Below are 25225 nucleotides of genomic sequence, written 5' to 3'. Positions count from 1 at the left end.
AATAACTTTAATAAGACTATGAGAAGAAAAATAGTTGCAGGAAACTGGAAAATGAACAAAAATGTCATTGACGCCCAACAGTTAATGATTCAATTACTGAGCTATAAAAATAATAATACAACGAACTGCGAGGTATGGATTGCGCCACCTTCTTTATATTTAATGATGGCCAAAGATATCTTCGAAAAAGACGAGATCGGTGTATTTTCTCAGGATATGAGCGAGCATGAAAGTGGTGCTTACACAGGCGAGATATCGGCAGATATGCTGGAATCTATCGATGTAACCGGTTCACTGATCGGACATTCGGAAAGAAGACAGTATCACGGTGAAACGGATTCTCACTGCAACAGAAAGATCAAATTAGCTCTTGATAAAGGACTGATCCCTGTATATTGTAACGGTGAAACGCTTGAACAGAGAAAAGCGGGACAGCATTTTGATGTGGTAAAAAACCAGACTGAAGTTGCTCTTTTCACCCTTACTGCCGAAGAGATCAAAAAAGTAGTGATTGCTTACGAACCTGTTTGGGCAATCGGTACCGGTGAGACAGCTACTCCGGAGCAGGCTCAGGAGATTCATGCGCACATCAGAAGCATTATTGCTGCAAAATATGGTCAGGAAGTAGCTGATGAAGTTTCTATCCTTTACGGAGGTTCTGTAAAGCCGGATAATGCTAAAGAAATTTTCTCCCAGCCTGATATCGATGGTGGACTGATCGGAGGTGCTGCTTTAAAATTGGAGGATTTCTCTAAAATTATTGAGGGATTTAATTCGTAGATTTCGGCTAAAGCCGATGGGATTATAATTTTTCATTCAATGGGCTTTAGCCCATTCCTATTGAATGTTTTTACAAACTATATAAAATCAAAAACGGCGGCATCGAAGATGCCGCCGTTTTCTAAAAAAAATCTAATTATTGAATATCGACTACATACATTGTTCCTTTGTCTACTTTCCCAGTTTTAGGAAGGATTTTGGCTTTCGGATTGCCGTTGCCGTCATCTAAAATCCCAAAATCGTCATCATTGAAAACTGCCAGTTTATTATTTCCCAAATAAACAATGCCTTCAAATTTATCATGCTCATAGCCTAATTTTGCAACCAGATCTACGGCTAAAACTTTGGATACCGGTTTTATCCCTGCATTGGCAATTTCATCCCAGGTGGATTGTTCCAGCGTTTTATTATTGATTTTCATTCCGTCCACAGCTGCAATATCGGTTCCGGTTACATCCGAAGCACCGGCTATATTGATCCTGTATACTTTTTTGGTCCCGCCCTGCGATCCGAAGTTTCCGTCTCTTTCGATGACCAGGAATTCCGTATTGCTGATCGCTGTAATGTCACATACTGAATCTGAACCATTTCCGTTTTGCTTATACAGATACTGCTTGGTTTGTCCGGTTGCAATATCGAAAGTGACGATTCTTGTTAAGGTTGTGTTTGTGGCTAAGGCTTTAGTCGGCACATACATAGTAGACTGCATGGTTCCTACCAATGTTTTTCCGTCAGGAGTAATGCATAATCCTTCCATTCCTCTGTTGGCTCTCCTTTTTGCCAGAACAGCCGGCAGTTTTCTTGGGCCGGTATTCACTCCTATCGGGCTTATTCTTTCCAGCTCTACCCCATCTGCATTATAATGGACGATGTGCGGACCGTATTCATCAGACACCCAAAAAGTTCCGTCTGCCGCTGCTACAATACTCTCACTGTCCAGTCCGTAATTATCCGTTCCTAAAACATTTCCTGATGAATCATAGGCTGTTTCTCCTGTACTTCCCATTCCTGCAGGGTTTGGAAGGCCGGTGATCGGTTTTCCGGAAGGGTTTTTCAGTTTAATATACTTAATGACTTCAATATTACCCTCTGCATTGATCTTAAAATGCATAATGGTTGGGGTAAAATCAGGAACCGAAAATTTCTTTCCGTTCAGATAGTCTGTATTCGGACCCCGGTCGGTGATCGCGTAAAATTCTCCTTTTCTAGTTGGATGTGCAGCTGCACCGGAACCGAATCCACCGTTAATGATGTTTACTCCATTAACGGTCACCAGGTTTGAAAAAGGAAATTCCTGGGGAAGTTTGGCATAATTGATATCCTGGCTGTTCATCTTGTCGTCATCTTTACATGATACGAGCGCTGTGAACAGTATAGCAGATAACAGCAGTTTTTTCATAATTACTTTTATGCCGCGAAAATATACATTGATTGTAAACTCAGCCTGAACTTAATGATAATTATATTTTAAGAATATGTTTTTGAAAACCACCCGTCAAAATTTCTTTGAATTTTTGCCACCCCTCCACGGGAGGGGAATTTTGATCCGACGAATTGTGTCATTGTCATTATGAAAATTCGAGATTTCATAGAACTTAAGTGATCTTCTTTTTCAAAAGGCTCAAACTTCAAAATAACTAAAGTGTAAAAAGGTTTTTTGGATCTTTCATGGTTAAAATAAAAAAACGCACCTCATCGGGTGCGTTTTTCAATATTCCTGAAAAAGGAATTATTTTTTCTCTGTAGATCTCTGTAAAACTTCGTCTACCATTCCGTAGCCTTTTGCTTCCTCGGAAGTCATCCAGTAATCTCTGTCTGAAGCTTTTTCAACCCAGTCGTATGTTTGGCCTGAGTGCTGAGCAATAATGTCATAAAGCTCTTTTTTAAGTTTTAACATCTCTCTCAGGTTGATCTCCATATCGGAAGCCACCCCTTGAGCACCTCCTGAAGGCTGGTGAATCATTACTCTTGAATGCTTAAGCGCTGAACGTTTTCCTTTTTCTCCTGCCACAAGTAAAACCGCTCCCATTGAAGCTGCAATACCTGTACAGATGGTTGCTACATCCGGCTTAATGATCTGCATAGTGTCATAAATTCCCAAACCTGCATACACGCTACCCCCCGGAGAGTTGATGTAGATCTGGATATCCTTCGATGGATCTGCACTTTCCAAGAATAAAAGCTGTGCGGTTACAATATTGGCAACCTGGTCGTCGATTCCTGTTCCTAAAAAGATGATTCTGTCCATCATCAGACGTGAAAATACGTCCATCTGTGCAACGTTTAATCTTCTTTCTTCCATGATATACGGCGTAAGGTTCGTTGGGCCGTACATTCCCATATACTGATCGGTAGCCAGACCGCTGTTTCCTAAATGCTTTACAGAGAAATCTCTGAAGTCTTTTTTAATGTCCATATTTCTATTATGTATTATTAACTATTTTTTTCAAAGTTTAAATTACAACTTTTATTCCTAAAATTTTATAGGACTTTTTGTCACAGAATATCTGCCTGATGATCAGCAGAATGTCTGTAATCTATCTTTTCCTATCAACGTAGATGCCTTTGATGGGCGAATATTCGATAATATTGCTCAATCTGATTGAAGCTTGTTTCAACAGGGTGATCTTTTTAATGAGTTCGTAATATTTTGCCTCATCCGTGCCTCTGTATTCATCCAGCTGGCGGGCTGTTTCTTTGATCAGGTAATCAATATACCTGTATTTATGCAGCAGGACGTCGCCTTGTACCTGTTCGGCTATTTTGTCTCCGTAATTGGGTGGGTAGATATTTCTGGAGCCCCAGTTTTCAAGTTCATCCAGAGGCATTAAGGCATCAACCACCTTGGAAGTAATTTCTTCATCCATAAATGTCACAAAAAAATTACCGCTCCTCAGTTCATCTTTCTGGATACCTTCTTTTACCTGGTTGATGATAATTTCATTTCCTTTTACCAGAAAATTATACTGTTCTTCTTCAAAATGCATCAGGATTTCTTCAATAACCGTAATCTGATACTCTTCATTCTTTTCATTTCTTCTTTTCAAAACAATATCTCCAAACATCAGCATATGATCAACCAGTTTGCTTTCCATAAACAGGACATCATATAAATAGGGATCTTCCTTCTCTTCATCTAAAGGAACAATTTCCAGTTTGGGCTGAACTTTTTCCTTCTGCTGCTGAACATGCTGATTCTGGTTCTGGGTGATCTGCTTCTGGACATCCAGCTCATTGAAAAGGCTCTGCTCGGAAAGTCCGAATTTATTGGAAACCTCTTTCAGATAAACTTCTCTTTTCAAAGCGTTCTGAACAAAGCCGACAGATTTTACAATATCCCTGATGGCTTCAGCTTTTTTGATCGGATCATTTCCGACTTCCTTTAAAAGAATTTCAGCTTTAAAATCAATAAAATCCATCGCCTCATTTTCGATGAATTTTTCTACATATTCCTGCGAATGTTTTCTGGAAAAGGAATCAGGATCGTCCCCATCCGGGAACAGGAGAACACGGATATTCATCCCTTCGGTCAGAAGCATATCAATACTCCTGAAACTGGCCTTGATTCCTGCATTATCACCGTCAAAAAGAATAGTCACATTTTCTGTAAGCCTTTTGATGAGTTTGATCTGCTCTGTTGTCAGGGATGTTCCCGAACTGGCCACAACATTCTCTATCCCGGACATATGAAGCGCAATGACATCCATATATCCTTCTACAAGAAGACATACGTTTTTTCTTGAAATTGCCTGCTTACTCTGGTTTAATCCATAAAGTACATTGGATTTGTGATAAATTTCTGTCTCCGGAGAATTGAGATATTTGGCTGTTTTTACATTATTCTTAAGAATTCTCGCTCCGAAACCTAAAACCCGGCCCGAAAAACTGTGAATCGGGAAAATAACCCTTTCCCGGAAACGGTCGATTCCTGAAGGTGTGTTTTCAGGAAATATAGACAGTCCGGATTTTTCAAGGATTTCTTTTGTATATCCTTTTTCTTCGGCATACGCTGTGAAAGCATTTTTCTTCTCGGGTGAATAACCAAGCTGGAATTTCTTAATGATATCGTCTTTCAGCTCACGTTCTCTGAAGTAGGCCAAACCAATACTTTTCCCTTCTTCAGAATCCCAAAGAACTTCCTGATAATAGCTGTTTGCCACTTCATGAATTTTATACAGCTGGTCTTTCTCGGTTTGTGCATGTTTTGCTTCTTCAGAAAACTCGCGCTGATCTTCCTCAACTTCGATCCCGTATTTCTTAGCTGCATGGCGAAGAGCTTCGGGATAAGTAAAGTTTTCGATCTCCATCAGGAAAGAGATGGCAGTTCCCCCTTTACCTGTTGAGAAATCCTTCCAGATCTGCTTGCTGGGTGAAACAACAAAACTTGGTGATTTTTCCTCATGAAAAGGACTGAGCCCTTTGAAATTAGACCCCGCTCTTTTCAGCTGAACGTACTCTCCTACAATTTCTTCTACCCGTATCGTTGAGAAAATTTTGTCTATGGTCTGTTTGGAAATCATAATACAAAAATACACATAAAAAAAAACCTTACAATTATATAATATATGTGCATTACATTTAGTAGGTTTTATCATTATTTTTGCAAAACAAATTAGGTATACTATGCAGTTCACTATTAATAAAATTGAAGACTGGCAGGAAGTTGTTGACAGCATCATTCCGCAATTAAAACATAACATTCTCCTTTTAAAAGGGAATCTGGGGGCAGGCAAAACCACATTTACCCAGTTTCTTCTTAAAAAACTGGAAAGCAGCGATGAAGTGAACTCTCCTACTTACTCCATTGTCAACGAATATAATACCCCAAAGGGGAAGGTTTACCATTTTGATCTTTACCGTTTAAAAAATATCGAAGAGGTGTATGACATCGGTATTGAAGAGTACCTGGACAATGCTTTTCTATGCATTATAGAATGGCCTGAAGTGTATGAAGAAGAGCTCTACGGGCTTAACTACCACACTATGAGCATTGTGAATACGGGTGATGAAAGAGAAGTTTTATTCGAGTAAATATTATGTATCTTTGCTTACTAATTCATAGTAAAATAACAACCTGTAAGATCTAATTTAATTAAAGAATGAGTACTACAAACATTTTTACTCCTTTTACTGAAGAAGAATTGATGCCGAAGGAAGAAAAGTTGGAAGTTATCAAGAAAGGAAAACAATTCAGCATTGGGATTCCTAAGGAAACCTGTCTTAACGAAAGGAGAACGTGCATTACTCCCGACGCTGTACAGGTACTGGTAGAACATGGCCATGAACTTATTATAGAAGCAGGTGCCGGGGAAGGTTCTTTTTTTACAGATCTTCAGTATTCCGAATCCGGAGCAAAGATCACCAATGATCCTAAAGAGGCTTTCGGGCAGGATCTTATCTTAAAGATCAATCCTCCTACGGAAGAAGAAATTGAATACATGAAGCCGAATACTTATCTGGTTTCAGCACTTCAGATCAATCTCAGGGATAAAGATTACTTTTTAAAGCTGGCGGAAAGAAAAATCAACGCCATTGCATTTGAATTTATTGTAGACGAGTACAAGCAGCTTGCTTTGGTAAGGCTGGTTGGCGAAATTGCAGGAACGGTCTCTATTTTATATGCGTCAGAGCTCCTTGCTTTGTCAAATGGTTTAATGCTGGGAGGCATCACAGGAGTAAGACCTGCAGAAGTTGTTATTTTAGGAGCAGGTATTGTGGGTGAATTCGCCACAAAAGCAGCGATAGGACTTGGAGCAAGTGTAAGGGTTTTTGACAATTCACTTTCAAAGCTGAGAAGGCTTCATACCCTTGTAGACAGCCGAGTTCCGACTTCCATTATCGATCCGAAAGAATTAAGCAAAGCATTAAGACGTGCAGATGTTGTTATCGGTGCCCTTCCAAGATTGAATATGACCCCGATCGTTACAGAAGAAATGGTCACAAGAATGAAAAAAGGCAGCGTTATTATTGATATTACGATAGACAATGGCAAGGTGATCGAAACTTCCGAGCTTACGACGATGGATAATCCTTACGTCATCAAACACGGCGTGATCCACTGCGGACTTCCGAACCTTACGTCCAGAATGCCGAGAACTACAACAAAAGCGATCTCTAATTTCTTCCTTTCCTATATTCTTAACTATGATGAAGAAGGCGGTTTTGAAAACATGCTGATCCGCAAAAACGAAATGAAGCAGAGCCTGTATATGTACAAAGGAAGACATACCAAAAAAGTGATCTGCGACCGTTTCGGGCTTACCTATCATGATATCAATCTTTTAATTTTCTAATGAAAAAACTTAAATTCTATTTAATAGGTCTTATTCCGGGGCTGATCCTCGTATTTTTTATTTTGAACAAAAAAGGGGCAAGCTGCAGCGGATACCTTCCCAACAGTCGTGTAATTGCAGAAACCCTGTCTAAAGAGTTCACCTATTCTGAAGATTTCAAAAACGGAATGAGCACGTATAAAATTGATGAAAAATTTGTAAAAGACAGTATCATTACCAAAGGAAAAGTGGATTTCGACAGAAGTCATGCACAGAAAAAACCTTGCCCCGACTACGTTCTCACCTATCCTGAAAAGAATCCTGTTTACGAAATTACATTTGAAAAATGTGAGGAAACAGCGACTTTAAACAGCCTGAAAAAACTTAAATAATCCTGATCTTTTAGTTAATTTTGCTGAAAGATCATTAAAGCTATTTTTATGGAAGGCAATTACTACATGATCCACGATTATCTGATATTCATTGGAGTTTTTGCTATTTTCTTTCTGCTTACCGTCAGTATTTACCTGTTCAGTCAAAACAACAGGATCAAACAGAGAAATACCCGTCTTTCCGAGACCAACAAACTCATCGAACAGAAGCTGAATGAAGTTCAGCTGGAACATATCGGTACAAAGCTGAATCCGCACCTGTTTAAAAATATCCTGAACTCCGTACAGTCGCATGCCTACCAGACGTATATGTCCCTGGATAAGCTCGCCAACGTCCTGGATTATATCCTCTACGAGAGCAATAACAAATTTGTAAGTCCCAAAGAGGAACTGGATTTTGCCTTAAGCCTTATTGAAATCAATAAAATAAAGATCAATCCTCTTTTTGATTTCAGGATCAAATCCAGGATCGATAAATCTGATGCCCTCTACGAAGAAAAGGTTTTTGCTCCTCTGATATCCGTTGACCTTATTGAAAATGCCTTCAAGCATACCGATTTTCTGGCCCAGGATTCTTTCATTTCAATCCATATGGAGCTTGAAAACAGGATTTTTATGATGAAAGTGAGCAACAAGGCTTCGTTAAAAAACAGTCTTGCAAAAGAAAACAGCGGTTTTGGAAGCCAGTCTCTGGACCAGAGGCTTAAAATGATCTACAACAACCATTACCATATGGAAAAAAGTTCGAAAAACGGTATATTCACAGCAGAATTAAAAATCAATTTAGGAGAATTCTATGATAAAATGCGTTATTCTTGATGATGAATTACTGGCCATCAGCTATTTAAAACTTCTATGTGAGCAGATCGAAAATGTAGAAGTGGTAAAAGCATTTAATGATCCTAAAATTTTTCTGAATGAAATAGACAGCCTCGACTGCAATCTCTGCATCCTTGACATTGAAATGCCGGGTATGACAGGCCTCCAGGTAGCAGAGCGCATTTCCGGGTCTAAAAAAATCATATTTACCACCGCCTACAAAGAATATGCGGCAGAAGCTTTCGACCTTAATGTGGTAGATTACGTGAGAAAACCCATCAAAAAAGAAAGACTGATCCAGGCCTTCGAAAAAGCAAAAGAGCTGGTAGATGTTCCTCATAAAAAAGATTTAATTGAGTGGAACACCAATATCGGCAGAACCGTGATTTTCACGGAACAGATCACTTATATTAAAACCTCTGAGATCGACAGCCGCGACAAAGACATAATCCTGAACGACGGCACTACCATCGTCCTGAAAAACCTGACTTTTAAGAATCTTCTTGAAATGCTTCCTCCTAAAGACTTTGCACAGGTAAATAAAAAAGAGATCATTGCCCTGTCTTCCATCAAAGCTTTTTCTACCAACGAAATCATTACCACTGTTCAGATAGAAAATAATTCCCTGAAGTTACAGATTGGCGAAGCTTATAAGCATTCATTAATGGAACTGTTTGGAAAGTAACTTCACTTCGCATGATTAGTATTTGATAATTTGCAGGCTTCATTTCTCTCATATCACCCTTTTTAACGGGATGATTTTAAAAAGCTGTGTTTATTAAAATCCATTTTATTACATTTTTCAGAACATTTATTACATTTTAAAAAGAGAAGTTGTTAACATCAATATATTCTTATCAACTTTGCATTAAAATATCGGAATCATGAATTGGGGAAAATACAGAAACATTATCTTTTACATCAGTACCATTGCATTCTTTTCATGCCTGATGTACTGGTTTTTTATTGAAGGTAAGACGTTGGAAATAGGAGAAAACATTACCCCCGGTAAGTCCACTGGCACTACAATGTGGGAAAACTTCTCGGATTCTTTTCTGACAAATCTTCATCATCCTCTCGCACTGCTTCTAGCTCAGATCGTTACCATTATTCTGGTAGCCAAACTTTTCGGATGGATCTGTGTGAAGTTAAAACAGCCTTCAGTAATCGGAGAAATGATTGCCGGTATCGTACTCGGTCCATCCCTTTTCGGACTTTATTTCCCTGAACTTTCAGCTTTTATTTTTCCAAAAGAATCATTACCCAATCTACAGTTCCTAAGCCAGATCGGTTTGATCCTTTTTATGTACATCGTAGGAATGGAACTTGATCTAAGTGTGCTTAGAAAAAAAGCGCATGATGCCGTGGTGATAAGCCATGCAAGTATCATTATCCCTTTTGCGCTGGGAGTCGGGCTCTCTTACCTGATTTATAAGGAATTTGCTCCGGAAGGTATCCAGTTCAGTTCCTTTGCCTTATTTATAGCTATTGCCATGAGTATTACAGCTTTTCCTGTACTGGCAAGGATTGTACAGGAAAGAAACCTTCACAAGACAAAAATAGGAACCGTTGTAATTACCTGTGCAGCGGCAGATGATATTACGGCATGGTGCATCCTGGCAGCCGTTATTGCCATTGTAAAAGCCGGATCTTTTTCAGGATCAGTATTTGTGATCCTGATGGCCATTCTGTATGTTTTCATCATGATCAAGGCGGTAAGACCGTTCCTGAACAGAATCGCAGAGTCTCAGAAAGGAAAAGGTTTCATCAGCAAAGGGCTGGTTGCCATCTTTTTCCTGGTACTGATCATATCATCTTATGCAACGGAAGTTATTGGTATCCACGCACTTTTTGGAGCATTCATGGCTGGCGCTATCATGCCCGAAAATGTAAAATTCAGAAATCTTTTCATAGAGAAAGTAGAAGATATTGCTTTGGTTTTATTACTCCCTCTTTTCTTTGTATTTACCGGATTGAGAACCCAGATCGGACTGCTGAATGATCCTCATTTATGGAAAATCGGAGGATTGATCATTCTCACTGCGGTAGTCGGTAAATTTGTAGGAAGTGCACTGACCGCAAAATTTCTGAATATGAGCTGGAAAGACAGCCTCACCATTGGCGCGTTGATGAATACCAGAGGACTTACAGAGCTGATTGTTCTGAATATCGGGTATGATCTGGGGGTTTTAGGCCCTGAGCTGTTTGCCATGCTTGTGATTATGGCACTTTTTACCACTTTTATGACCGGGCCTTGTCTTGATCTGATCAATTATCTTTTTAAAGGTAAAAAATCAATGATAGAAGAGGATGAAGAAGAGGAAAATGATGCCAAATACCGAGTCCTTCTATCTTTTGAAACGGCAAAATCAGGAAGTACCCTCATTCATCTTGCAGATAATCTCACTCATAAAATGAACGGGAATAAAAGTGTAACCGCCATGCATATTGCCCCTGTTGATGAACTTCACACTTTTGATATCAACCATTATGAAAAAGAGCAGTTCAAAGATATCATTGAAACATCCCGTGATCTGAATCTGGAAATAACCACCCTTTTCAAAGCTTCCACAGATATTGAAAACGATCTTACGAGCATTTCGAATAAAGGAAATTACGATCTTCTGCTGATCATGCTTGGCAAATCGATGTACGAAGGAAGCTTACTGGGCAGGCTCCTGGGATTCACCACAAAGATCATCAACCCCGAGAAACTCCTGAATACAGTAAAAGGGAAAGGAAATATTTTCAATAATTCTCCTTTTGACGACTTTACTCTGCAGATTCTGGACAAGACCAATATTCCGGTAGGGGTTCTTGTGGAAAAAGATTTCAAATCGGCGGACAGGGTGTTTATTCCTATCTTTAACCTGAGCGATTTTTACCTTCTTGAGTATGCCAAAAGACTGATTAATAATAACAATTCGCAGATTATCATTCTAGATGCAGCCGGACAGATCCGTAACAATATCGAAGTAAAAGAATTAATCAGAAGTATTGAGCAGGTAGCACCCAATCATATTACTTTATATAACGAAAAAAAGATTGAAAAAGACTTTCTTAACTCCCAGGATCTGATGCTGGTCAGCAGCAAAAGCTGGAAAAACCTGATCGATACCAAAAGTCTCTGGCTGTCTGATATTCCTTCAACCTTAATTATCTCTAATCCCTGATGACATGGCCTTTCCCACTGTATTTTGGACATTACAGCACTAAAGCAGTATATTTATAGAAACATTCAGTATGTGCCGATATGCTATGGTAGCTTACAAGCCCCATTATGCCTGTTTCAGCTGCCAAAAAACCTTTAAGCGCTATCTTTTAAAAGATATTGACAGGAATGCAGACATTTCTGTTGATGCCAAATGCCCGCAATGCGGAGAATTAATGGCCAATATGGGGCTTGATTTTAAATCTCCCGCAAAAAATGATGACAAACAGTGGCAGCATATCAAAAGCCTGTACCGTGTGGGAATTACCTTTCATTCCTGCGGATGTTCCGGGCCCGGATATATTCCTGAGGACAAAGAAACTCTGATTTCTTATCTGGAACAGGTCCGCTCCGATTACCAGGAATCTCTTACATTCTGGAGAAACCGTACAGAACCCGAAAATAAGATAGAGCGCGAAAAAGATTATCAGAGAAACTGGCAAAAACTATCAGCTGTCAGCAATAAGGCTAAAAAGGAAGGGGTAAGCAACCTTGAAGGAATAGATTACTGGATCAAAAGAATCCATGAAATAGAAGAACGCCTGCGTATTGCTGCCCAATAAAGAATATTCACTACTTTTAAGCATTATTTCCGGAAAAAAGTAATTGAATCTAATTTTATATGAAAAAAATAAGTCTGGTATGCCTTGGTCTTTTCATTTTTACGGCGTGTAAAAATGAATCAAAAAAAACAGGGCATGAAACTGTAATTACTAAAAAAGACAGTGTTCCTGTCCAAATCACTACTACAGAAAATAGACCTGCAGCTGAAACCAAAGAAATTCCTGTCCTGAAAGAATGTACAGAAAAACAGATTGAATACGAAACTGAACAGGAATGTATCTTTAAAAACATCAGTATTGACAAGGTGTATCAAAGAACAATAAAAGATAAGGACATTGAAAAGGCAGAGCTTCTACTGGCCGATCTGCCGGAAAAAAGCGCTACAAAAGACATAAATAATGACGGCCTTATCTCTATAACCTACACCGTTGCTCCTAAAAAGACAGACATTGAATTCCAGTTTGAAGGCGGCGTAACAACTTTAAGTCTGGAACAGCTTGATAAGGATGTAAAAAGAATAATTATCCACAGTGCCGATTAATAAAACCGGAATGAAGATGAGAATTAAAATCAAAAATATTCTGAGTTTAAAAAATATTTTATACCTTCGCTCTGTGAATTTCAATAACGCAACATATTATTACAGAATTTTTAACTCAGATCTGGGCTAGGATTCTTATGAACATAACTTAAACCTCGTCCCAGGACGGGGTTTTTTATTTTAAAGTTTTCAGGAAAAAGCTGTATAGGTTGAATACTAAGCTTTTATAAAGATTATCAAAGATAGTCAGGTAACGATTTGGTAACAGTGCTTACTGCTTTGCTTTTCAACGTCTTTCCGTTAGCTCAAGGCAAATATACAAAAATAGAAGGATAGGAAAATTAAAACCTATCCTTTATTTATCGCTCTTAAATATTTTTGATTCTTATGAATCCTACTAGAATAAAACATTAATTTCCTGATATCCCATTAACAAAAGTATCTACGAATCCAATGATTTTATTTAGAATACGATCTCCGATTTCCTTAGATTTTAATACACTTGGTCTTCCTTCTTTCCGTAAATCTAAAATTTCTTTTCGCAAAGGTTCACGTTCTGTAAACAAATAATTTTCTATCAGTCTTTCTGTTTTTTCTTCGGAAAGATTTTCTGTTTTGACTAGTTCCTGAAGTGCTTTTTCTTGCTCTACATTCCAGAATTTTTCAAACTCTTCTGGAATGGCATCCGTATCTTCGATATGTGGTAAACTTTCCTGAATAAATTTTTCAATCAATTCTCTTTTACTTCTTAATGAGACCTCGGTGTTCAGTAAATTGAATATATCTTTTTCAATACTTTCTTTGTCTTTCGCACTATGTTTCGACTTGAATTTAATCAATAACTGAAGTATGTAAGTTACATTGATTGTATCACGCCTAATCAATTCCAATTCAAAATCTATATCATTAAGAATAGACGCTTTTTTAGACGGATCAGTAGGATCGAGTTTTTCCTTTAAATCCAGATATTTACTGGTATAATCGGCAAAAAGTTGTTCCTCCATCTGTAAATCATCCCAAGTAAATTCTGTGTAATGGCTCATTTTTTTGTGCAAACGCATCATGGCACGGAAAGCCAAAATAAATTGTAGCTGATCTTCTTCCGAATATAAACCGTCAACAGATACTACTTGTGGAACGATTTCTAATAATTTCTGCGTGGCTTCGTTAAACTTTTCTACATACGCTTCGTATGGTTCTACAATAATCTCATCAATTGCTTCTTTGTTGCTGAATAAAGCGATGGCTTCGTCTGTCTTGTCTTTTAGGTTTCGGAAACATACAATATTTCCCTGTGTTTTATTCTTATCCAGAATACGATTGGTACGGCTAAATGCTTGTATCAATCCATGATATTTCAGATTTTTATCAACGTATAAGGTGTTTAAATACTTACTATCAAATCCTGTCAAAAACATATTGGCTACCAACAAAATATCCGTCTCGTTTTGCTTTGATTTTTTGGCTACCGCATTGTAATAGTTGTAAAATCCTTCGGTATCTTTTACGTTCTGTTTCTCTCCAAATAATTCATTAAAGTCTTGTACATACGTTTCTAATAATTCTCTACGATGAGGTTTGTAGCCGTAAACTGCTTGTGGTTCAGCAACCATTCCTAATTGGGAATAAACAGCATCTTCCATTTCCTCTTCATTCTGAGCAAAGCTAAAAATAGTCGCTATTTTTAAATCGTGCTGTTCCTCTTGTTTTTTACGCTTGAAAATTTCATAGTATTGAATGACCGAATCAATATCCTGTACACACATCATTGCACAAAATTTCCTGTTTTGGGTTTTCTGATCGTGGTATTGAATGATGTAATCTACAATGGCTTCCTTTCGTTCAGGAGCTTCAAAAACTTCAGTTTCATTGATTTGCTCTACTTTTAAATCAATGATATGTTCTTTCTGTTTGAAAGTCTGAATGTATTCTACAGAAAACTTCAGTACATTCTCATCACGTATGGCATCTGTAATTACATATTTATGCAGACATTTTCCAAACAAGCTTGCGGTTGTTTTTTCTCCATCTGCATTCTCTGCCAAAATGGGAGTGCCTGTAAAGCCAAATAATTGAATATTGGTAAAATAATTGACGATGTTTTTGTGGGTATCACCAAATTGCGAACGATGGCATTCGTCAAAGATAAAAACCATCCTTTCGTGCTGAATGGATTTCATTTTTGATAAGTTTCTTCCTGAAATTGCATTATTTAGCTTTTGAATGGTGGTAACGATGATGCGAACATTCGGGTCGTTTAATTTACGAATGAGGTCATCCGTATTAGTAGCAGAACTTACCGAGCCCTTACTAAATTTATCATACTCTTGGTTGGTTTGATAATCCAGATCTTTTCTATCTACCACAAAAACCACTTTTTTGATAGCTGGAATTTTGGATAGAATCTGACTGGCTTTGAAACTGGTTAAGGTTTTTCCACTTCCAGTTGTATGCCAGATGTAGCCATTTTTTTCGATGTTATAGCCATTCAGAATTTCGTTTTCTTTTACCTTTTTGATAATACTTTCTACCGCATAATACTGATATGGACGAAGTACCATCAGACGTTTATCAGTTTCATTCAGAACGATATACTTACAGATCATTTTACTGATATGACAAGGTTCTAAAAAAGAATCGGTAAAGCCGTTTAAAATATTATTTAATGGATTATTTTGTTCGTCTGTCCAATGAAACGTCTGAAGATATTCCTGCTTATGTGTTCCAAAATTACTGAAATATTTGGTATTTACACCGTTACTTATAACGAATAATTGTACAAAATGAAACAAACCCTTTCCAGCACCAAAGCTATGTTTTTGATAACGGTTGATTTGGTTGAATGCTTCTTTCATTTCCAAACCTCTTCGTTTCAGCTCGATTTGCACTAAAGGCAATCCATTCACCAGTAAGGTAACATCATAACGATTTTCATATTTCCCTTCTTGTGTAATTTGATTGGTTACCTGATATTCGTTCTGACACCAATGTTCTACATTGAGAAATTCAAAATACAGGTTATCACCATTATCCCGAATAATGTGATGTTTTTTTTCACGCAATACTTTGGCTTTTTCGAATACAGAACCTTTATTAAGTATATTCAATACTTTTTCAAATTCACTATCGCTAAATTGTATATGATTATGCTTTTCTAATTGTATTTTCAGGTTTGCCAGTAAAGCTATTTCATCAACAATAAAAGCGTATTTATATCCCAATTTCTGTAATTGGTCAATGAGTTGCTCTTCTAGAATTTGTTCGGACTGTTTGCTCAAAATAATTATGAATTAGGAGTTTATCTTATTTTTTTTACCTATGTACAAATTTAACAAAATATAATGTTCTCCTAATCCATAATCTAAAACTTATCTAAGAGCCTTAAACATCTGCTCAATAGCTTTCTTCTTTTGTTCCATATTAGGATGTACATAAAGATTTAACGTAGTGCTGATGTTGGAATGCCCTAATAGTACACTTACCGTTTTATAATCGCAATTACTTTCAATACATCGGGTTGCGAAACTATGTCTTAACCCGTGAAATTTAAGTTCAGGCATTTTTAATTCTTTCATTAAATTTTTGTAATAGCTTCTGTAGGTTCTGGGTTCAGTTGGTTTAGCATCGTTTGTCAATACAAAAAATAAAGGATTCACAATCTTTTTAAATGGTTTCAATATTCTTAATAAATCCTTACTTATCGGAATTTCACGAATAGAATTTTTAGTTTTAGGGGTATCCAGAATCAATTCCGTTCTACGAGTTCCATCTTCTATCATATAAATACGCTGGATGGTTCTGTTAACACTGATAATTCCGTTATCGGTATCAATATCTTCCCAAGTTAATGCACATACTTCCCCAATACGCATTCCTGCACTTAAACATATATATACACCTAAATTCCTAAATGTAAAATGCTCTTGTATATAGTTCATTATTTTTTTCTGATCAGTCTTGGTAAGCACTTCAATATTGTGCTTTTCTCGTTCAGTAGGAAACTGAATATCAAAAGGGGTATATTTCAACCATTTGTTTTTAGCTCCAAATTTCAAAATCATTTTCAGAACAATTAAAATATCCTTAATTGTTTTATGACTTAAGCCTGTTTCCAACTTTTGAAAAACAAAGCTTTGGACATCAGCTTCTTCAATCGCAATTTTATTACCGAAATTAGGCAGTAGATGATTTTCAATCAATAGCGTATAAGCTGAGAAACTTGACTTTTTTACATACTGTTTTTTGTCTATTTTCCATAGATCGATAACTTCTGAGAGTTGTTTTTGTTCATTCATTATAATTTAATTTTTTAAAATCTCAAAGGAAAGAAATTAAGGACACTTTATCCCCCAGATGGATTTGGAACTAAGGTTCCTAATTTGAGATTTCCTGAATTTACTGAGGAATGGGAAACTAAGAAGTTGGGAGATATTGCTACGTTTTCAAAGGGAAAGGGAATTTCTAAAAGTGATATAGAAGAAAATGGAATTATTGAATGTATAAGATATGGCGAACTCTATACACATTACAGAGAAGTTATCAATGAAATAAAATCCAAGACTAATGTAAATACATCGACTTTAGTCTTAAGTGAAATGAATGACGTCATAATTCCTGCTTCTGGCGAAACAACAATCGATATTGCAACAGCTTCCTGTGTCTTGAAATCTGGGATTGCACTAGGAGGTGATTTGAATATCATTAAGACTAAGAATAATGGAATCTTTTTGTCTTATTATCTAAACAGTAAAAAGAAAATGGAAATAGCTAATTTAGCACAAGGTATTTCCGTAGTACATTTATATTCAAGTCAACTAGCTTCTCTTTCTTTAAGTCTACCAAAGCTTAATGAGCAAAATAGAATTTCTTCATTTTTGGCTTTACTTGACGAAAGAATCCAAACCCAAAACAAAATAATTGAACAATTAGAAACCTTAATTAAAGGGCTAAGTGAAAAAATATATTCGCAGAAAATTAGGTTTAAGAAATTCACAGAGAAATGGGAGGTGAAGAAGTTAGGCGAAATATCAACCATTACAACTGGTTCTTCTAATCGAGAAGATTCTATTTTAAATGGAGAATATACGTTTTTTGACAGGTCACAAGATATTAGAACAAGTAGTAGATTTTTGTTTGATAAAGAAGCAGTAATTGTTCCAGGAGAAGGGCAAGAATTTATCCCTAAATATTTTATAGGAAAATTTGATCTTCATCAACGAACATATGCGATTTTTGATTTCAGAGGAATAAATGGAAAATATTTATATTACCATTTACTTAATGATGATAAATATTTACAATCAAAAGCAGTTGGTTCTACTGTAAAGTCATTACGATTGCCAATGTTTCAATCTATGCCTATCAAATCTCCTTGTTTAGATGAGCAAACTACCATTGCCAATTTTCTTTCTGTTATTGAAACAAAAATTCAAACAGAAAAAAATATTTTAGATAAATACCATTGTCAAAAACAATATCTGTTACAGAGCCTATTTATATAAACAAGTTCTGTAAAAGGTTCTTTTTTTGTATTTCATATTTTTTTAATAACGTCTTTTCAATATTTATTTTCTCATCAAGTGATGATAGTAATTTCTCAATATTACCTTGTTCATCAAGTGATGGGCAAAAAATTAATGATTCTCCATAATCTTTGAAATAGATATGCGGAATCCCAGAGCCAACTTTGTATTTCTCAAAGTTGAAGAATTTTAAACAGAAAAAAATATACTTCAAATTAACATCTGGTTTTACAGTTAGATAGTTCAAAGTACCAATAACCGAAAACTTATCCGATGCGTATTGAACCTTTCCAACTCCAGAACCATCTTTTATTATTAAAATCGCATCTTCATTAATTTGAGAATTTTCCGTAAATGCAATAACACCTGTAGCTCCATAAACTGGGTAAATTCCATTTTTATCAATTACATCAGATTCTGTTAATGATGATGAATAGCAAGAAACACAATTATTTATTTTCTTATTTGGTACTTGATTTAGAATTAGTTTCTGACAAAGCCCTTTAATTAGGGATTTTATTTCCTATGTGATTACGATTAGTAAGAAATTATTCTCACGTCAATTGAGATTTAAAAATGGAAACAATAAAAATTATATAGATTGGAATACTAAAAAGTTGGGAGAGGTTACAACTCTTATAAATAAGAGAAATAAAAATAACGAAAAGCTTCCTGTTTATTCTATAAATAACAAATTAGGATTCGTTCCGCAAAGTGAGCAATTCGAGGGAGTTGATAGCGAAGATAGAGGCTACGATATTAAATTATACAAAATAATTGACAAGAACACCTTTGCCTATAATCCAGCAAGAATTAATGTGGGATCTATTGGCTATAGTGAAAACTTAGAGAATATTATTATCAGTTCATTGTATGTTTGTTTTAAAACAGATAACATCGTAAATGATAACTTTCTATATCAATATCTAAAGACAGATTTTTTTAATAGAGAAGTTTTAAAAAATGTTGAAGGAGGAGTAAGAGATTATCTTTTCTATGACAATTTTGCGAGAATTAAATTTGATTTACCTTGTATTGAAGAGCAAAAAAAGATTGCTGATTACCTTTCATCTATAGATTCAAAGATTGATATTGAAAGCCAACTATTGCATAAATTTGAAGAACAAAAGAGATACTTGTTAGCTAATTTATTTATATAAATAAATTAGCTAACAAGTATTGTTTCTGCTTAAGTAATAGCGTATGAATTTCAAATTCAGTTTTTATTTTATCGTCAATACTTGATAGAAAATCTGCAACATATGTTTGTTGAACATAATTTGGTAATTGCATTTCCATAGGCTCAATTTCTGATATATAATGCCGTTTGTGTTCATTTGATGATAGATTTAAAAATGACAAATACTCAAATATAAATTTTAGGTTAACATTTGGTTTCGCTGTCAGTATTTTAATTGCTGAAGATTTTACTTTGAATATAAAATTAACAAACTTTATATCCATTGTAAAATCATCGAAAATGATACATTGACCTTTGTCATAAATACCAAATTCTTCATCGGTATATCCTAATACAAAAGCTTTATTTGCAGTTAGAACTGGAATTAGCGAAATATCAGATGAATAATCTGTATTTGTAACCAAATATTTAGTTGGCTGTTCATAGTTTAAAGTATCCTTAACTTGAACATATTCATTTTCTTGATTAAGAATTTGTTCGTATAGTTGATTGCGAAGCGTAATCTTTAATAACTTCAGCTCCTCAATTATTTTGTTTTGGGTTTGAATACGTTCATCCATCAAACTCAATAAAATAGTGATTCTTTCTTGCTCATTTACGGAGGGAAATGATAATTCTATTTTTGAAATCCTTCCAGTATTGATACTTAAAACCTTCGACCCTTGGGATTCTTTTTGAATTTGGGTTCTGACAGAATTGGATTTGAATAAATAACCATTAAAGCCCAAGTGGAAAATACTTGATTTTGGTCTTCCTAATAAGGTGTGTAAACCTGATAATAATTTTTCGCTATTGACATTTATAATTTCGATACTTTTTCCCACATCATTCAAATCTTCTGAAGCATCAGCAAAAATTACATCTCCTTCTTTGCAATAATTTTCATCAGAAATCCTGTCAAGATTTATTTCTTCATTTATGAAAGGGACTACTTCCTTAGTAGTGTCAAATAAGGTTTGAAATTTAGTGTGAATATCTCCGTAATGGATATTTTTTACCGTACCGACTTCGTAATTTAAATTTTCACGAGAAAAGGAGTTGGTTACTTTAAAGTGCATCACTTCCCCCAACTTCTTAGTTTCCCATTCCTCAGTAAATTCAGGAAATCTCAAATTAGGAACGTTACCTACTTTTAATTTTTTATTTATCATCTCGATGATTCAATTTTCGTTAGTAAAAACATTAAGGATGTAAAAAATTAAAAAACAAGTCCCAATTCTTTGAAGTACACATCAATCTCTTTGTCCAGTTGCGCTCGTTTTGCTTCTAAAGATTTGATTTCCTGCATTACGGATTGAATATCGATTTCTTCTTCGGCTTCAAATGTATCTACGTAGCGAGGAATGTTGAGGTTATAGTCATTCTCTTCAACTTCTTTTAGGGTAGCTAAGTGACTGTATTTTTCAATAGTCGTTCTGTTACGGTAGGTTTCAACAATCTTATCGATATGTTCTTCCCGTAACATATTTTGGTTCTTAACTTTCTCGAATTCTTTACTGGCATCAATAAATAAGATATTGTCAGGATCTTCCTTACACTTTTTAAATACCAGAATACAAGTTGGTATACTTGTTCCGTAGAAAATATTGGCAGGTAAGCCTATGACCGCATCCAAATAATTTTTCTGTTCAATCAGGTATTTACGAATATGCAGTTCTGATGCTCCACGGAACAACACACCATGAGGCAGAACAATAGCCATTGTTCCATTCTCTGCCAAATGATAAATCATGTGTTGCACAAATGCAAAGTCAGCTTTGCTTGAAGGAGCTAATTTTCCATATTGGCTAAAACGGTCATCATTTAAAAATAATGGATTGGCACTCCATTTCGCTGAAAAAGGAGGATTTGCGACAATTGCTTCAAATGGCATATCGTTTAAATGCTGTGGATGTTCTAGTGTATCCTCTTGTTTTATATCGAACTGACGATAATGCACTCCATGCAAGATCATATTCATGCGAGCAAGATTGTACGTTGTACGGTTCATTTCTTGTCCGTAGAAATTATTGACATCTTTTACTTCTCTTGCAACACGTAATAGTAATGATCCTGAACCACAAGTTGGGTCATATACCGATTTTAAACGATTTTTACCTGTTGTAACAATTTTTGCAAGAATTTTGGATACTTCTTGAGGCGTATAAAACTCTCCCGCTTTTTTTCCTGCACCGCTGGCAAACTGACCGATCAAATACTCATAAGCATCTCCTAAAACATCCAATTCTGTATCATTCAATTTGAAGTCAATTTCATCGAGATGCTTTAGAACTTTTACAATAAGTGTATTTCTAGCATCAGCAGTTCTACCCAGATTATTACTATTCAAATCCATATCAGAGAACAAGTCCTCAAAGTCTTCTTCACTTTGTGTTCCCATTGTACTGAGCTGGATATTGGTCAGGATTTTTTGTAAATCTTCAAGGATGAAATTGTTATCACCTCTTTTGGTAATTTCGCTAAATAGTTCAGAAGGCTTTAAAAAATAACCCAATGTTTCCAGAGCTTCTTCTCGAATAGCTCCAATATATTCTAAACCTTTAGGCGTATCTTCTTTGATATCTCTGAATTGGATTTGATCTTCTTCCAAAATGGAATTCGCATAGATTTCCATTTTTTCAGCCAAATACTTATAAAAAATAAATCCCAAAATATAATCTCGGAATTCATCTGCATTCATTTTTCCACGTAACGTATTGGCTATATTCCAGAGCTGTTGCTCTAATATTTTCTTCTGTTCTTCTGACATTGAAATAAGCGTTATTTGATTAGGGATTTTTAATCCTTAAGAATCCACTAAAATAGTAAACTTTTAGCTACTAAACATTATGTAGGCTGTAAAAAAGGTGGTTGTTTGAATAGATAAATTTGGTCTAGAAAATTTTAAAAATTCGTTTATTACAAGTAATACTAGGAGAAGTCATCTATTTCTTTCTATAATAATTTAAAGAACTTTTTTTTCTTTCATTTTATTCATCTGTTTTTGACAAGGCTATCTTAGAAGTATTCGTTTACAAATCTTTATCCATATATTCTTCTAAAGAAGATTTCAGTTGGTCTAAAAATGCGGTTCGGGAACCTGCACGATATTTCATTCGATGGAAAGAATGATGCAAATCTCCTAAAGAAATCTGAAACATTCTTTCTAAAGCCAAACTGATTTTGCGTATTCCTATTTTACCATCAGAAAGAGAGCTATTTGCGTAAAGAGCATAAATCAGTTCTATCAAGGCATTTTTGGTATCCGTCCAAAGGATGCTATCAGATATATCCCTCGCAGAAAAATCTGCCATTTCATCATCATTGATTTTTTGGAGAATGTAGGTATAGAGTAGTTCATTGGCTATTATCCGAGCCACTTTGTTATCATAATAAGTTGAAAACAGGGGGTCAATTTCAAATACAAAACTATTCAAACCATCGTGGAAATTAATATTACCTAATCTAAAGTAGGTTTCATCACGGTCGGTTCTTCCTGAACGGTAATATCTGTAAAAATCTGAATTGTAGATATGCTCCCTGTATTCCTGTTTTAATTCCTTCAACTGTTCCAAAAAATAACTCGCATACATTTTCCCTCCATCAACAGGGCAAGCTGTCTGTATGCGAAATATCTTATTGTGGTAAATAAGCTTGGAGAGAATATATGGCTTGATATTGCGAAAGAAATTGATCTCCTCCCAATGGTTTTTAAAACCTTGCTTTGTAATGTCTTCTCTTATTGACCATAAATATTCTTTTAGGTATATAGTCATTTGATATGCTTCATCAATAGTATTAGGTGCAGACAGCGAAATAGCATTTTCTTTTCGCTGTATCTCCGATATGATATGATTTAGTGAAGATGTCATTTAGTAAACTACTATTTGTTAGTTTTTTTCATATGAAGTATTTTGAAATACAAATAGTTAAAAAGTATTTATAGAAGCTATCCTCAAACAAGCCAAACTATTTACATAAAAAAAATCACTACTAACCGACAAAAAAATATAAGGAGCCATCTGTTCAGGTAGCTTCTTTTTTCATATTTTAGTTTTACTACACACTAAAAATATGAAGTGTTATCATGCCGGGAGTTTCCATAGGAAACAACTGTATTATCGGTTCTTTAAGCGTAGTAAGTTCTTCTGTTCCAGATAATTCGGATTATGTTGGAAGTCCCGCGAAATTCATTTGTACTATTGATGAATATGGCGAACGATTGCTGACGAACAATGTGATGTATCCGCGAGAATTGGAACAAAACCGAAAAGCACTCGAAGATTATCTCCAAAAAAATCTTCCGCACACCTACAAACCTGTGAAAAATTCTACTCCACGCCCTTAACGCCAATTTTCAACATTCTTAGCGACAGTTCGCGGAAATCTCCCAACGTATTGTAAGCCGCATCTTCACTCAAAACACCGTGTGGGAAACCGACTGGAAATTTATTTTCGTTCGCCGCTTCGAAATCTTTGCTCCATTCTTCGCTGTAGTAATAATTATAAAGTTTTTGGTAATTGGGTAGGTTCTCTTCCCATTTTTTCAATAGATTTTCCATTTCCTTGATCAACTGGTCGGTTTGGTTCAAGGCATTTTCCATCTCGGTGATTCTTTCAAGATCAATTTCCATTTCCATTAAAATTTGCTTCAAAAATAAAAATTTAAAAAAGACTAAACGTATATTTGATGAAAATTAAGTTTGCAAAGACGGTTTCCTTAGCATGAAAAAAAAGAAAATCCTCGTCCGAATCGGTTCTCTGCGTCATGGCGGCGCAGAAAAAGTTTTGGCGACTTTTCTTAAAAAACTTCCGGACGATAAATACGAAATTGATCTTCTACTGAATTTGTATTCCGGAAAATATCTGAGTGAAATCCCAGATTGGATTAATGTTATTTACCTGAACAAAGGCGAGATGATTACCACCAACCGGCTTCAGGATATTCCGGTAAAAGCAATCCTTATCCGCACTTTCGGAATGCGGATTTCTTTGTTCTGAGCTCGAGATATGAAGGTTTTCCGACGGTTTTATTTGAAGCAATTACTTTAAAAAAGAAAATTATCGCCACCGAAGTTTCGGGAGTTAGCGAAATGCTGGAAAACGGAAAATTAGGACTTATTGTAGAAAATTCCGAACAGGGAATTTATGATGGAATGAAAAAAGCACTTGAAAATCCAGAATCTTTCGACAAATACCTGGAAAATATGAAAGGTTACCAAATGCCATTTACCCTCGAAAAATCTGTGCAACACATTCAAAAAATCATCGATAATCTTTAATTTTGTCTTATGCAAAGTAATCACACTAGTATCCAGAAGGATTTTTATAGGGAAAGCGGAAATTGGCTGTCTCCTTTGCAAATTTGGGCAAAATGCATCAATCCCAACTTGCATTTTATCTATATCTTACGGAAAACCCAGCATTATAGGAAAAACTCTGTATTAGGAATGTTTTGGCGATTAGTTTTAAGGCATCATCAAATTAAATACGGCTTCCAAATCTATCCGGAAACACAAATTGGAGAGGGTTTTTATTTGGGACATTGGGGAAACGTGGTGATCAACCCAAAAGCGAAAATTGGAAAAAACTGCAACATCGCACAAGGCGTATCGATTGCCCAAGCCAACCGTAGAAAAAATGAGGGCGTTCCTGTGATTGGTGACGAAGTGTGGATTGGTCCAAACGCGGTGTTGGTGGGAAAAATATCAATTGGCAACAATGTTCTGATCGCACCGAACGCTTATGTGAATTTCGATATTCCTGATCATTCTGTGGTTATCGGCAATCCCGCAAGCATCAGTAGCAATACCAATGCTACAATGGGATACATTAATAATAAAATTAAATCACTACTAACCGACAAAAAAAATATAAGGAGCCATCTGTTCAGGTAGCTCCTTTTTTCATATTTTAGTTTTACTACACACTAAAAATATGAGCC

The 25225-nt window shown here is 35.8% G+C and carries 23 protein-coding genes and 1 pseudogene; 14 read left to right on the top strand and 10 right to left on the bottom strand.

Features of this window, described 5'->3' with window-relative positions; genetic code table 11:
- The first annotated feature begins 18 nt into the window (after positions 1–18).
- Positions 19–780 carry a triose-phosphate isomerase gene (tpiA, locus tag BUB03_RS13180; protein WP_073063856.1) on the top strand — a complete coding sequence of 254 codons (762 nt, stop codon included), beginning with the start codon at positions 19–21 and terminating at the stop codon, positions 778–780.
- A gap of 136 nt (positions 781–916) precedes the next feature.
- Here tpiA and BUB03_RS13175 read toward each other — a convergent pair whose 3' ends face one another.
- The 3 genes from BUB03_RS13175 to dnaG all read right to left on the bottom strand — a co-directional run bounded on the left by BUB03_RS13175 (position 917) and on the right by dnaG (position 5300).
- Positions 917–2179: an esterase-like activity of phytase family protein gene (locus BUB03_RS13175; RefSeq protein WP_073063853.1), complete on the bottom strand. Its 1263-nt coding sequence runs from the start codon at positions 2177–2179 to the stop codon at positions 917–919.
- A 330-nt stretch (positions 2180–2509) separates the two neighbouring features.
- Positions 2510–3196: an ATP-dependent Clp endopeptidase proteolytic subunit ClpP gene (gene clpP, locus BUB03_RS13170; RefSeq protein WP_040995771.1), complete on the bottom strand. Its 687-nt coding sequence runs from the start codon at positions 3194–3196 to the stop codon at positions 2510–2512.
- 121 nt (positions 3197–3317) lie between these two features.
- Complete coding sequence (dnaG, locus tag BUB03_RS13165; RefSeq protein ID WP_073063850.1) at positions 3318–5300, bottom strand: DNA primase; 1983 nt, start codon at positions 5298–5300, stop codon at positions 3318–3320.
- A gap of 103 nt (positions 5301–5403) precedes the next feature.
- Between dnaG and tsaE the strand changes: the two genes are divergently transcribed.
- From tsaE to BUB03_RS13125, 8 genes are all read left to right on the top strand, one after another.
- Complete coding sequence (gene tsaE / locus BUB03_RS13160) at positions 5404–5811, top strand: tRNA (adenosine(37)-N6)-threonylcarbamoyltransferase complex ATPase subunit type 1 TsaE (protein WP_073063847.1); 408 nt, start codon at positions 5404–5406, stop codon at positions 5809–5811.
- Positions 5812–5879: 68 nt separating this feature from the next.
- Complete coding sequence (locus BUB03_RS13155) at positions 5880–7073, top strand: alanine dehydrogenase (RefSeq protein ID WP_040995767.1); 1194 nt, start codon at positions 5880–5882, stop codon at positions 7071–7073.
- Positions 7073–7444, top strand: coding sequence for a hypothetical protein (locus BUB03_RS13150; RefSeq protein ID WP_040995765.1), 372 nt, complete (start codon positions 7073–7075; stop codon positions 7442–7444). Before BUB03_RS13155 ends, BUB03_RS13150 begins: the two co-directional genes overlap by 1 nt.
- A gap of 48 nt (positions 7445–7492) precedes the next feature.
- Positions 7493–8263, top strand: a complete 771-nt coding sequence (locus BUB03_RS13145; RefSeq protein ID WP_083538923.1) for a histidine kinase — start codon at positions 7493–7495, stop codon at positions 8261–8263.
- Positions 8241–8948: a LytR/AlgR family response regulator transcription factor gene (locus tag BUB03_RS13140; protein WP_073063845.1), complete on the top strand. Its 708-nt coding sequence runs from the start codon at positions 8241–8243 to the stop codon at positions 8946–8948. The genes BUB03_RS13145 and BUB03_RS13140 overlap by 23 nt, the downstream gene beginning before the upstream one ends.
- Positions 8949–9147: 199 nt before the next feature.
- Positions 9148–11436, top strand: coding sequence for a cation:proton antiporter (locus BUB03_RS13135; RefSeq protein ID WP_073063842.1), 2289 nt, complete (start codon positions 9148–9150; stop codon positions 11434–11436).
- A 70-nt stretch (positions 11437–11506) separates the two neighbouring features.
- Positions 11507–12037, top strand: coding sequence for a hypothetical protein (locus tag BUB03_RS13130; protein ID WP_073063839.1), 531 nt, complete (start codon positions 11507–11509; stop codon positions 12035–12037).
- 59 nt (positions 12038–12096) lie between these two features.
- Positions 12097–12579: a hypothetical protein gene (locus tag BUB03_RS13125; RefSeq protein WP_073063836.1), complete on the top strand. Its 483-nt coding sequence runs from the start codon at positions 12097–12099 to the stop codon at positions 12577–12579.
- A gap of 410 nt (positions 12580–12989) precedes the next feature.
- On the opposite strand, the gene BUB03_RS13120 is transcribed toward BUB03_RS13125, so the two are convergent.
- Together BUB03_RS13120 and BUB03_RS13115 are read right to left on the bottom strand one after the other, a co-directional pair.
- Positions 12990–15857 (bottom strand): type I restriction endonuclease subunit R, encoded by a 2868-nt coding sequence (locus tag BUB03_RS13120; protein ID WP_034737317.1) that lies wholly within the window; start codon positions 15855–15857, stop codon positions 12990–12992.
- A gap of 90 nt (positions 15858–15947) precedes the next feature.
- Complete coding sequence (locus tag BUB03_RS13115; protein ID WP_034737319.1) at positions 15948–16874, bottom strand: tyrosine-type recombinase/integrase; 927 nt, start codon at positions 16872–16874, stop codon at positions 15948–15950.
- A gap of 84 nt (positions 16875–16958) precedes the next feature.
- Between BUB03_RS13115 and BUB03_RS13110 the strand changes: the two genes are divergently transcribed.
- Complete coding sequence (locus BUB03_RS13110) at positions 16959–18080, top strand: restriction endonuclease subunit S (protein WP_073063833.1); 1122 nt, start codon at positions 16959–16961, stop codon at positions 18078–18080.
- Here BUB03_RS13110 and BUB03_RS13105 read toward each other — a convergent pair.
- A complete protein-coding gene (locus BUB03_RS13105) occupies positions 18073–18507 on the bottom strand; it encodes a restriction endonuclease subunit S (RefSeq protein WP_228417892.1) in 435 nt (144 codons plus the stop codon). The two genes, BUB03_RS13110 and BUB03_RS13105, sit on opposite strands and share 8 nt — an antisense overlap.
- A gap of 121 nt (positions 18508–18628) precedes the next feature.
- On the opposite strand from BUB03_RS13105, the gene BUB03_RS13100 reads away from it, so the two are divergent.
- On the top strand, positions 18629–19261 hold the full coding sequence (locus tag BUB03_RS13100) for a restriction endonuclease subunit S (RefSeq protein WP_228417886.1): 633 nt from the start codon (positions 18629–18631) through the stop codon (positions 19259–19261).
- On the opposite strand, the gene BUB03_RS22115 is transcribed toward BUB03_RS13100, so the two are convergent.
- The 3 genes from BUB03_RS22115 to BUB03_RS13080 form a co-directional block, all read right to left on the bottom strand.
- A complete protein-coding gene (locus tag BUB03_RS22115; protein ID WP_083538921.1) occupies positions 19254–20453 on the bottom strand; it encodes a restriction endonuclease subunit S in 1200 nt (399 codons plus the stop codon). The two genes, BUB03_RS13100 and BUB03_RS22115, sit on opposite strands and share 8 nt — an antisense overlap.
- A gap of 47 nt (positions 20454–20500) precedes the next feature.
- Entirely contained in the window at positions 20501–22051 is a 1551-nt protein-coding gene (locus BUB03_RS13085) for a type I restriction-modification system subunit M (protein WP_034737331.1), read from the bottom strand.
- Positions 22052–22313: 262 nt separating this feature from the next.
- Positions 22314–23153 carry an RteC domain-containing protein gene (locus BUB03_RS13080; RefSeq protein WP_034737333.1) on the bottom strand — a complete coding sequence of 280 codons (840 nt, stop codon included), beginning with the start codon at positions 23151–23153 and terminating at the stop codon, positions 22314–22316.
- 215 nt (positions 23154–23368) lie between these two features.
- Between BUB03_RS13080 and BUB03_RS13075 the strand changes: the two genes are divergently transcribed.
- Positions 23369–23629 (top strand): hypothetical protein, encoded by a 261-nt coding sequence (locus tag BUB03_RS13075; RefSeq protein WP_052003810.1) that lies wholly within the window; start codon positions 23369–23371, stop codon positions 23627–23629.
- On the opposite strand, the gene BUB03_RS13070 is transcribed toward BUB03_RS13075, so the two are convergent.
- Positions 23613–23936, bottom strand: coding sequence for a DUF4298 domain-containing protein (locus tag BUB03_RS13070; protein WP_139229435.1), 324 nt, complete (start codon positions 23934–23936; stop codon positions 23613–23615). The genes BUB03_RS13075 and BUB03_RS13070 overlap by 17 nt on opposite strands.
- 70 nt (positions 23937–24006) lie before the next feature.
- Between BUB03_RS13070 and BUB03_RS21580 the strand changes: the two are divergent.
- Both BUB03_RS21580 and BUB03_RS13055 read left to right on the top strand, forming a co-directional pair.
- A pseudogene (locus tag BUB03_RS21580) lies at positions 24007–24563 on the top strand (glycosyltransferase).
- A gap of 9 nt (positions 24564–24572) precedes the next feature.
- Positions 24573–25178, top strand: coding sequence for a serine acetyltransferase (locus tag BUB03_RS13055; protein ID WP_052003811.1), 606 nt, complete (start codon positions 24573–24575; stop codon positions 25176–25178).
- Positions 25179–25225 lie beyond the last annotated feature (47 nt).

The organism is Chryseobacterium oranimense, from assembly GCF_900129755.1.
Lineage (GTDB): Bacteria > Bacteroidota > Bacteroidia > Flavobacteriales > Weeksellaceae > Chryseobacterium > Chryseobacterium oranimense.
Note: the sequence above shows the minus strand (reverse complement) of the source record. Positions and strands in the feature narration are given on the sequence as shown.

Excerpts from the sequence above, each read along its gene's own strand:
- tpiA (WP_073063856.1), top strand. The coding sequence starts at position 19 with ATGAGAAGAAAAATAGTTGCAGGAAACTGGAAAATGAACAAAAATGTC.
- BUB03_RS13175 (WP_073063853.1), bottom strand. The coding sequence starts at position 2,179 with ATGAAAAAACTGCTGTTATCTGCTATACTGTTCACAGCGCTCGTATCA.
- clpP (WP_040995771.1), bottom strand. The coding sequence starts at position 3,196 with ATGGACATTAAAAAAGACTTCAGAGATTTCTCTGTAAAGCATTTAGGA.
- dnaG (WP_073063850.1), bottom strand. The coding sequence starts at position 5,300 with ATGATTTCCAAACAGACCATAGACAAAATTTTCTCAACGATACGGGTA.
- tsaE (WP_073063847.1), top strand. The coding sequence starts at position 5,404 with ATGCAGTTCACTATTAATAAAATTGAAGACTGGCAGGAAGTTGTTGAC.
- BUB03_RS13155 (WP_040995767.1), top strand. The coding sequence starts at position 5,880 with ATGAGTACTACAAACATTTTTACTCCTTTTACTGAAGAAGAATTGATG.
- BUB03_RS13150 (WP_040995765.1), top strand. The coding sequence starts at position 7,073 with ATGAAAAAACTTAAATTCTATTTAATAGGTCTTATTCCGGGGCTGATC.
- BUB03_RS13145 (WP_083538923.1), top strand. The coding sequence starts at position 7,493 with ATGGAAGGCAATTACTACATGATCCACGATTATCTGATATTCATTGGA.
- BUB03_RS13140 (WP_073063845.1), top strand. The coding sequence starts at position 8,241 with ATGATAAAATGCGTTATTCTTGATGATGAATTACTGGCCATCAGCTAT.
- BUB03_RS13135 (WP_073063842.1), top strand. The coding sequence starts at position 9,148 with ATGAATTGGGGAAAATACAGAAACATTATCTTTTACATCAGTACCATT.
- BUB03_RS13130 (WP_073063839.1), top strand. The coding sequence starts at position 11,507 with ATGTGCCGATATGCTATGGTAGCTTACAAGCCCCATTATGCCTGTTTC.
- BUB03_RS13125 (WP_073063836.1), top strand. The coding sequence starts at position 12,097 with ATGAAAAAAATAAGTCTGGTATGCCTTGGTCTTTTCATTTTTACGGCG.
- BUB03_RS13115 (WP_034737319.1), bottom strand. The coding sequence starts at position 16,874 with ATGAATGAACAAAAACAACTCTCAGAAGTTATCGATCTATGGAAAATA.
- BUB03_RS22115 (WP_083538921.1), bottom strand. The coding sequence starts at position 20,453 with ATGATAAATAAAAAATTAAAAGTAGGTAACGTTCCTAATTTGAGATTT.
- BUB03_RS13085 (WP_034737331.1), bottom strand. The coding sequence starts at position 22,051 with ATGTCAGAAGAACAGAAGAAAATATTAGAGCAACAGCTCTGGAATATA.
- BUB03_RS13080 (WP_034737333.1), bottom strand. The coding sequence starts at position 23,153 with ATGACATCTTCACTAAATCATATCATATCGGAGATACAGCGAAAAGAA.
- BUB03_RS13075 (WP_052003810.1), top strand. The coding sequence starts at position 23,369 with ATGCCGGGAGTTTCCATAGGAAACAACTGTATTATCGGTTCTTTAAGC.
- BUB03_RS13055 (WP_052003811.1), top strand. The coding sequence starts at position 24,573 with ATGCAAAGTAATCACACTAGTATCCAGAAGGATTTTTATAGGGAAAGC.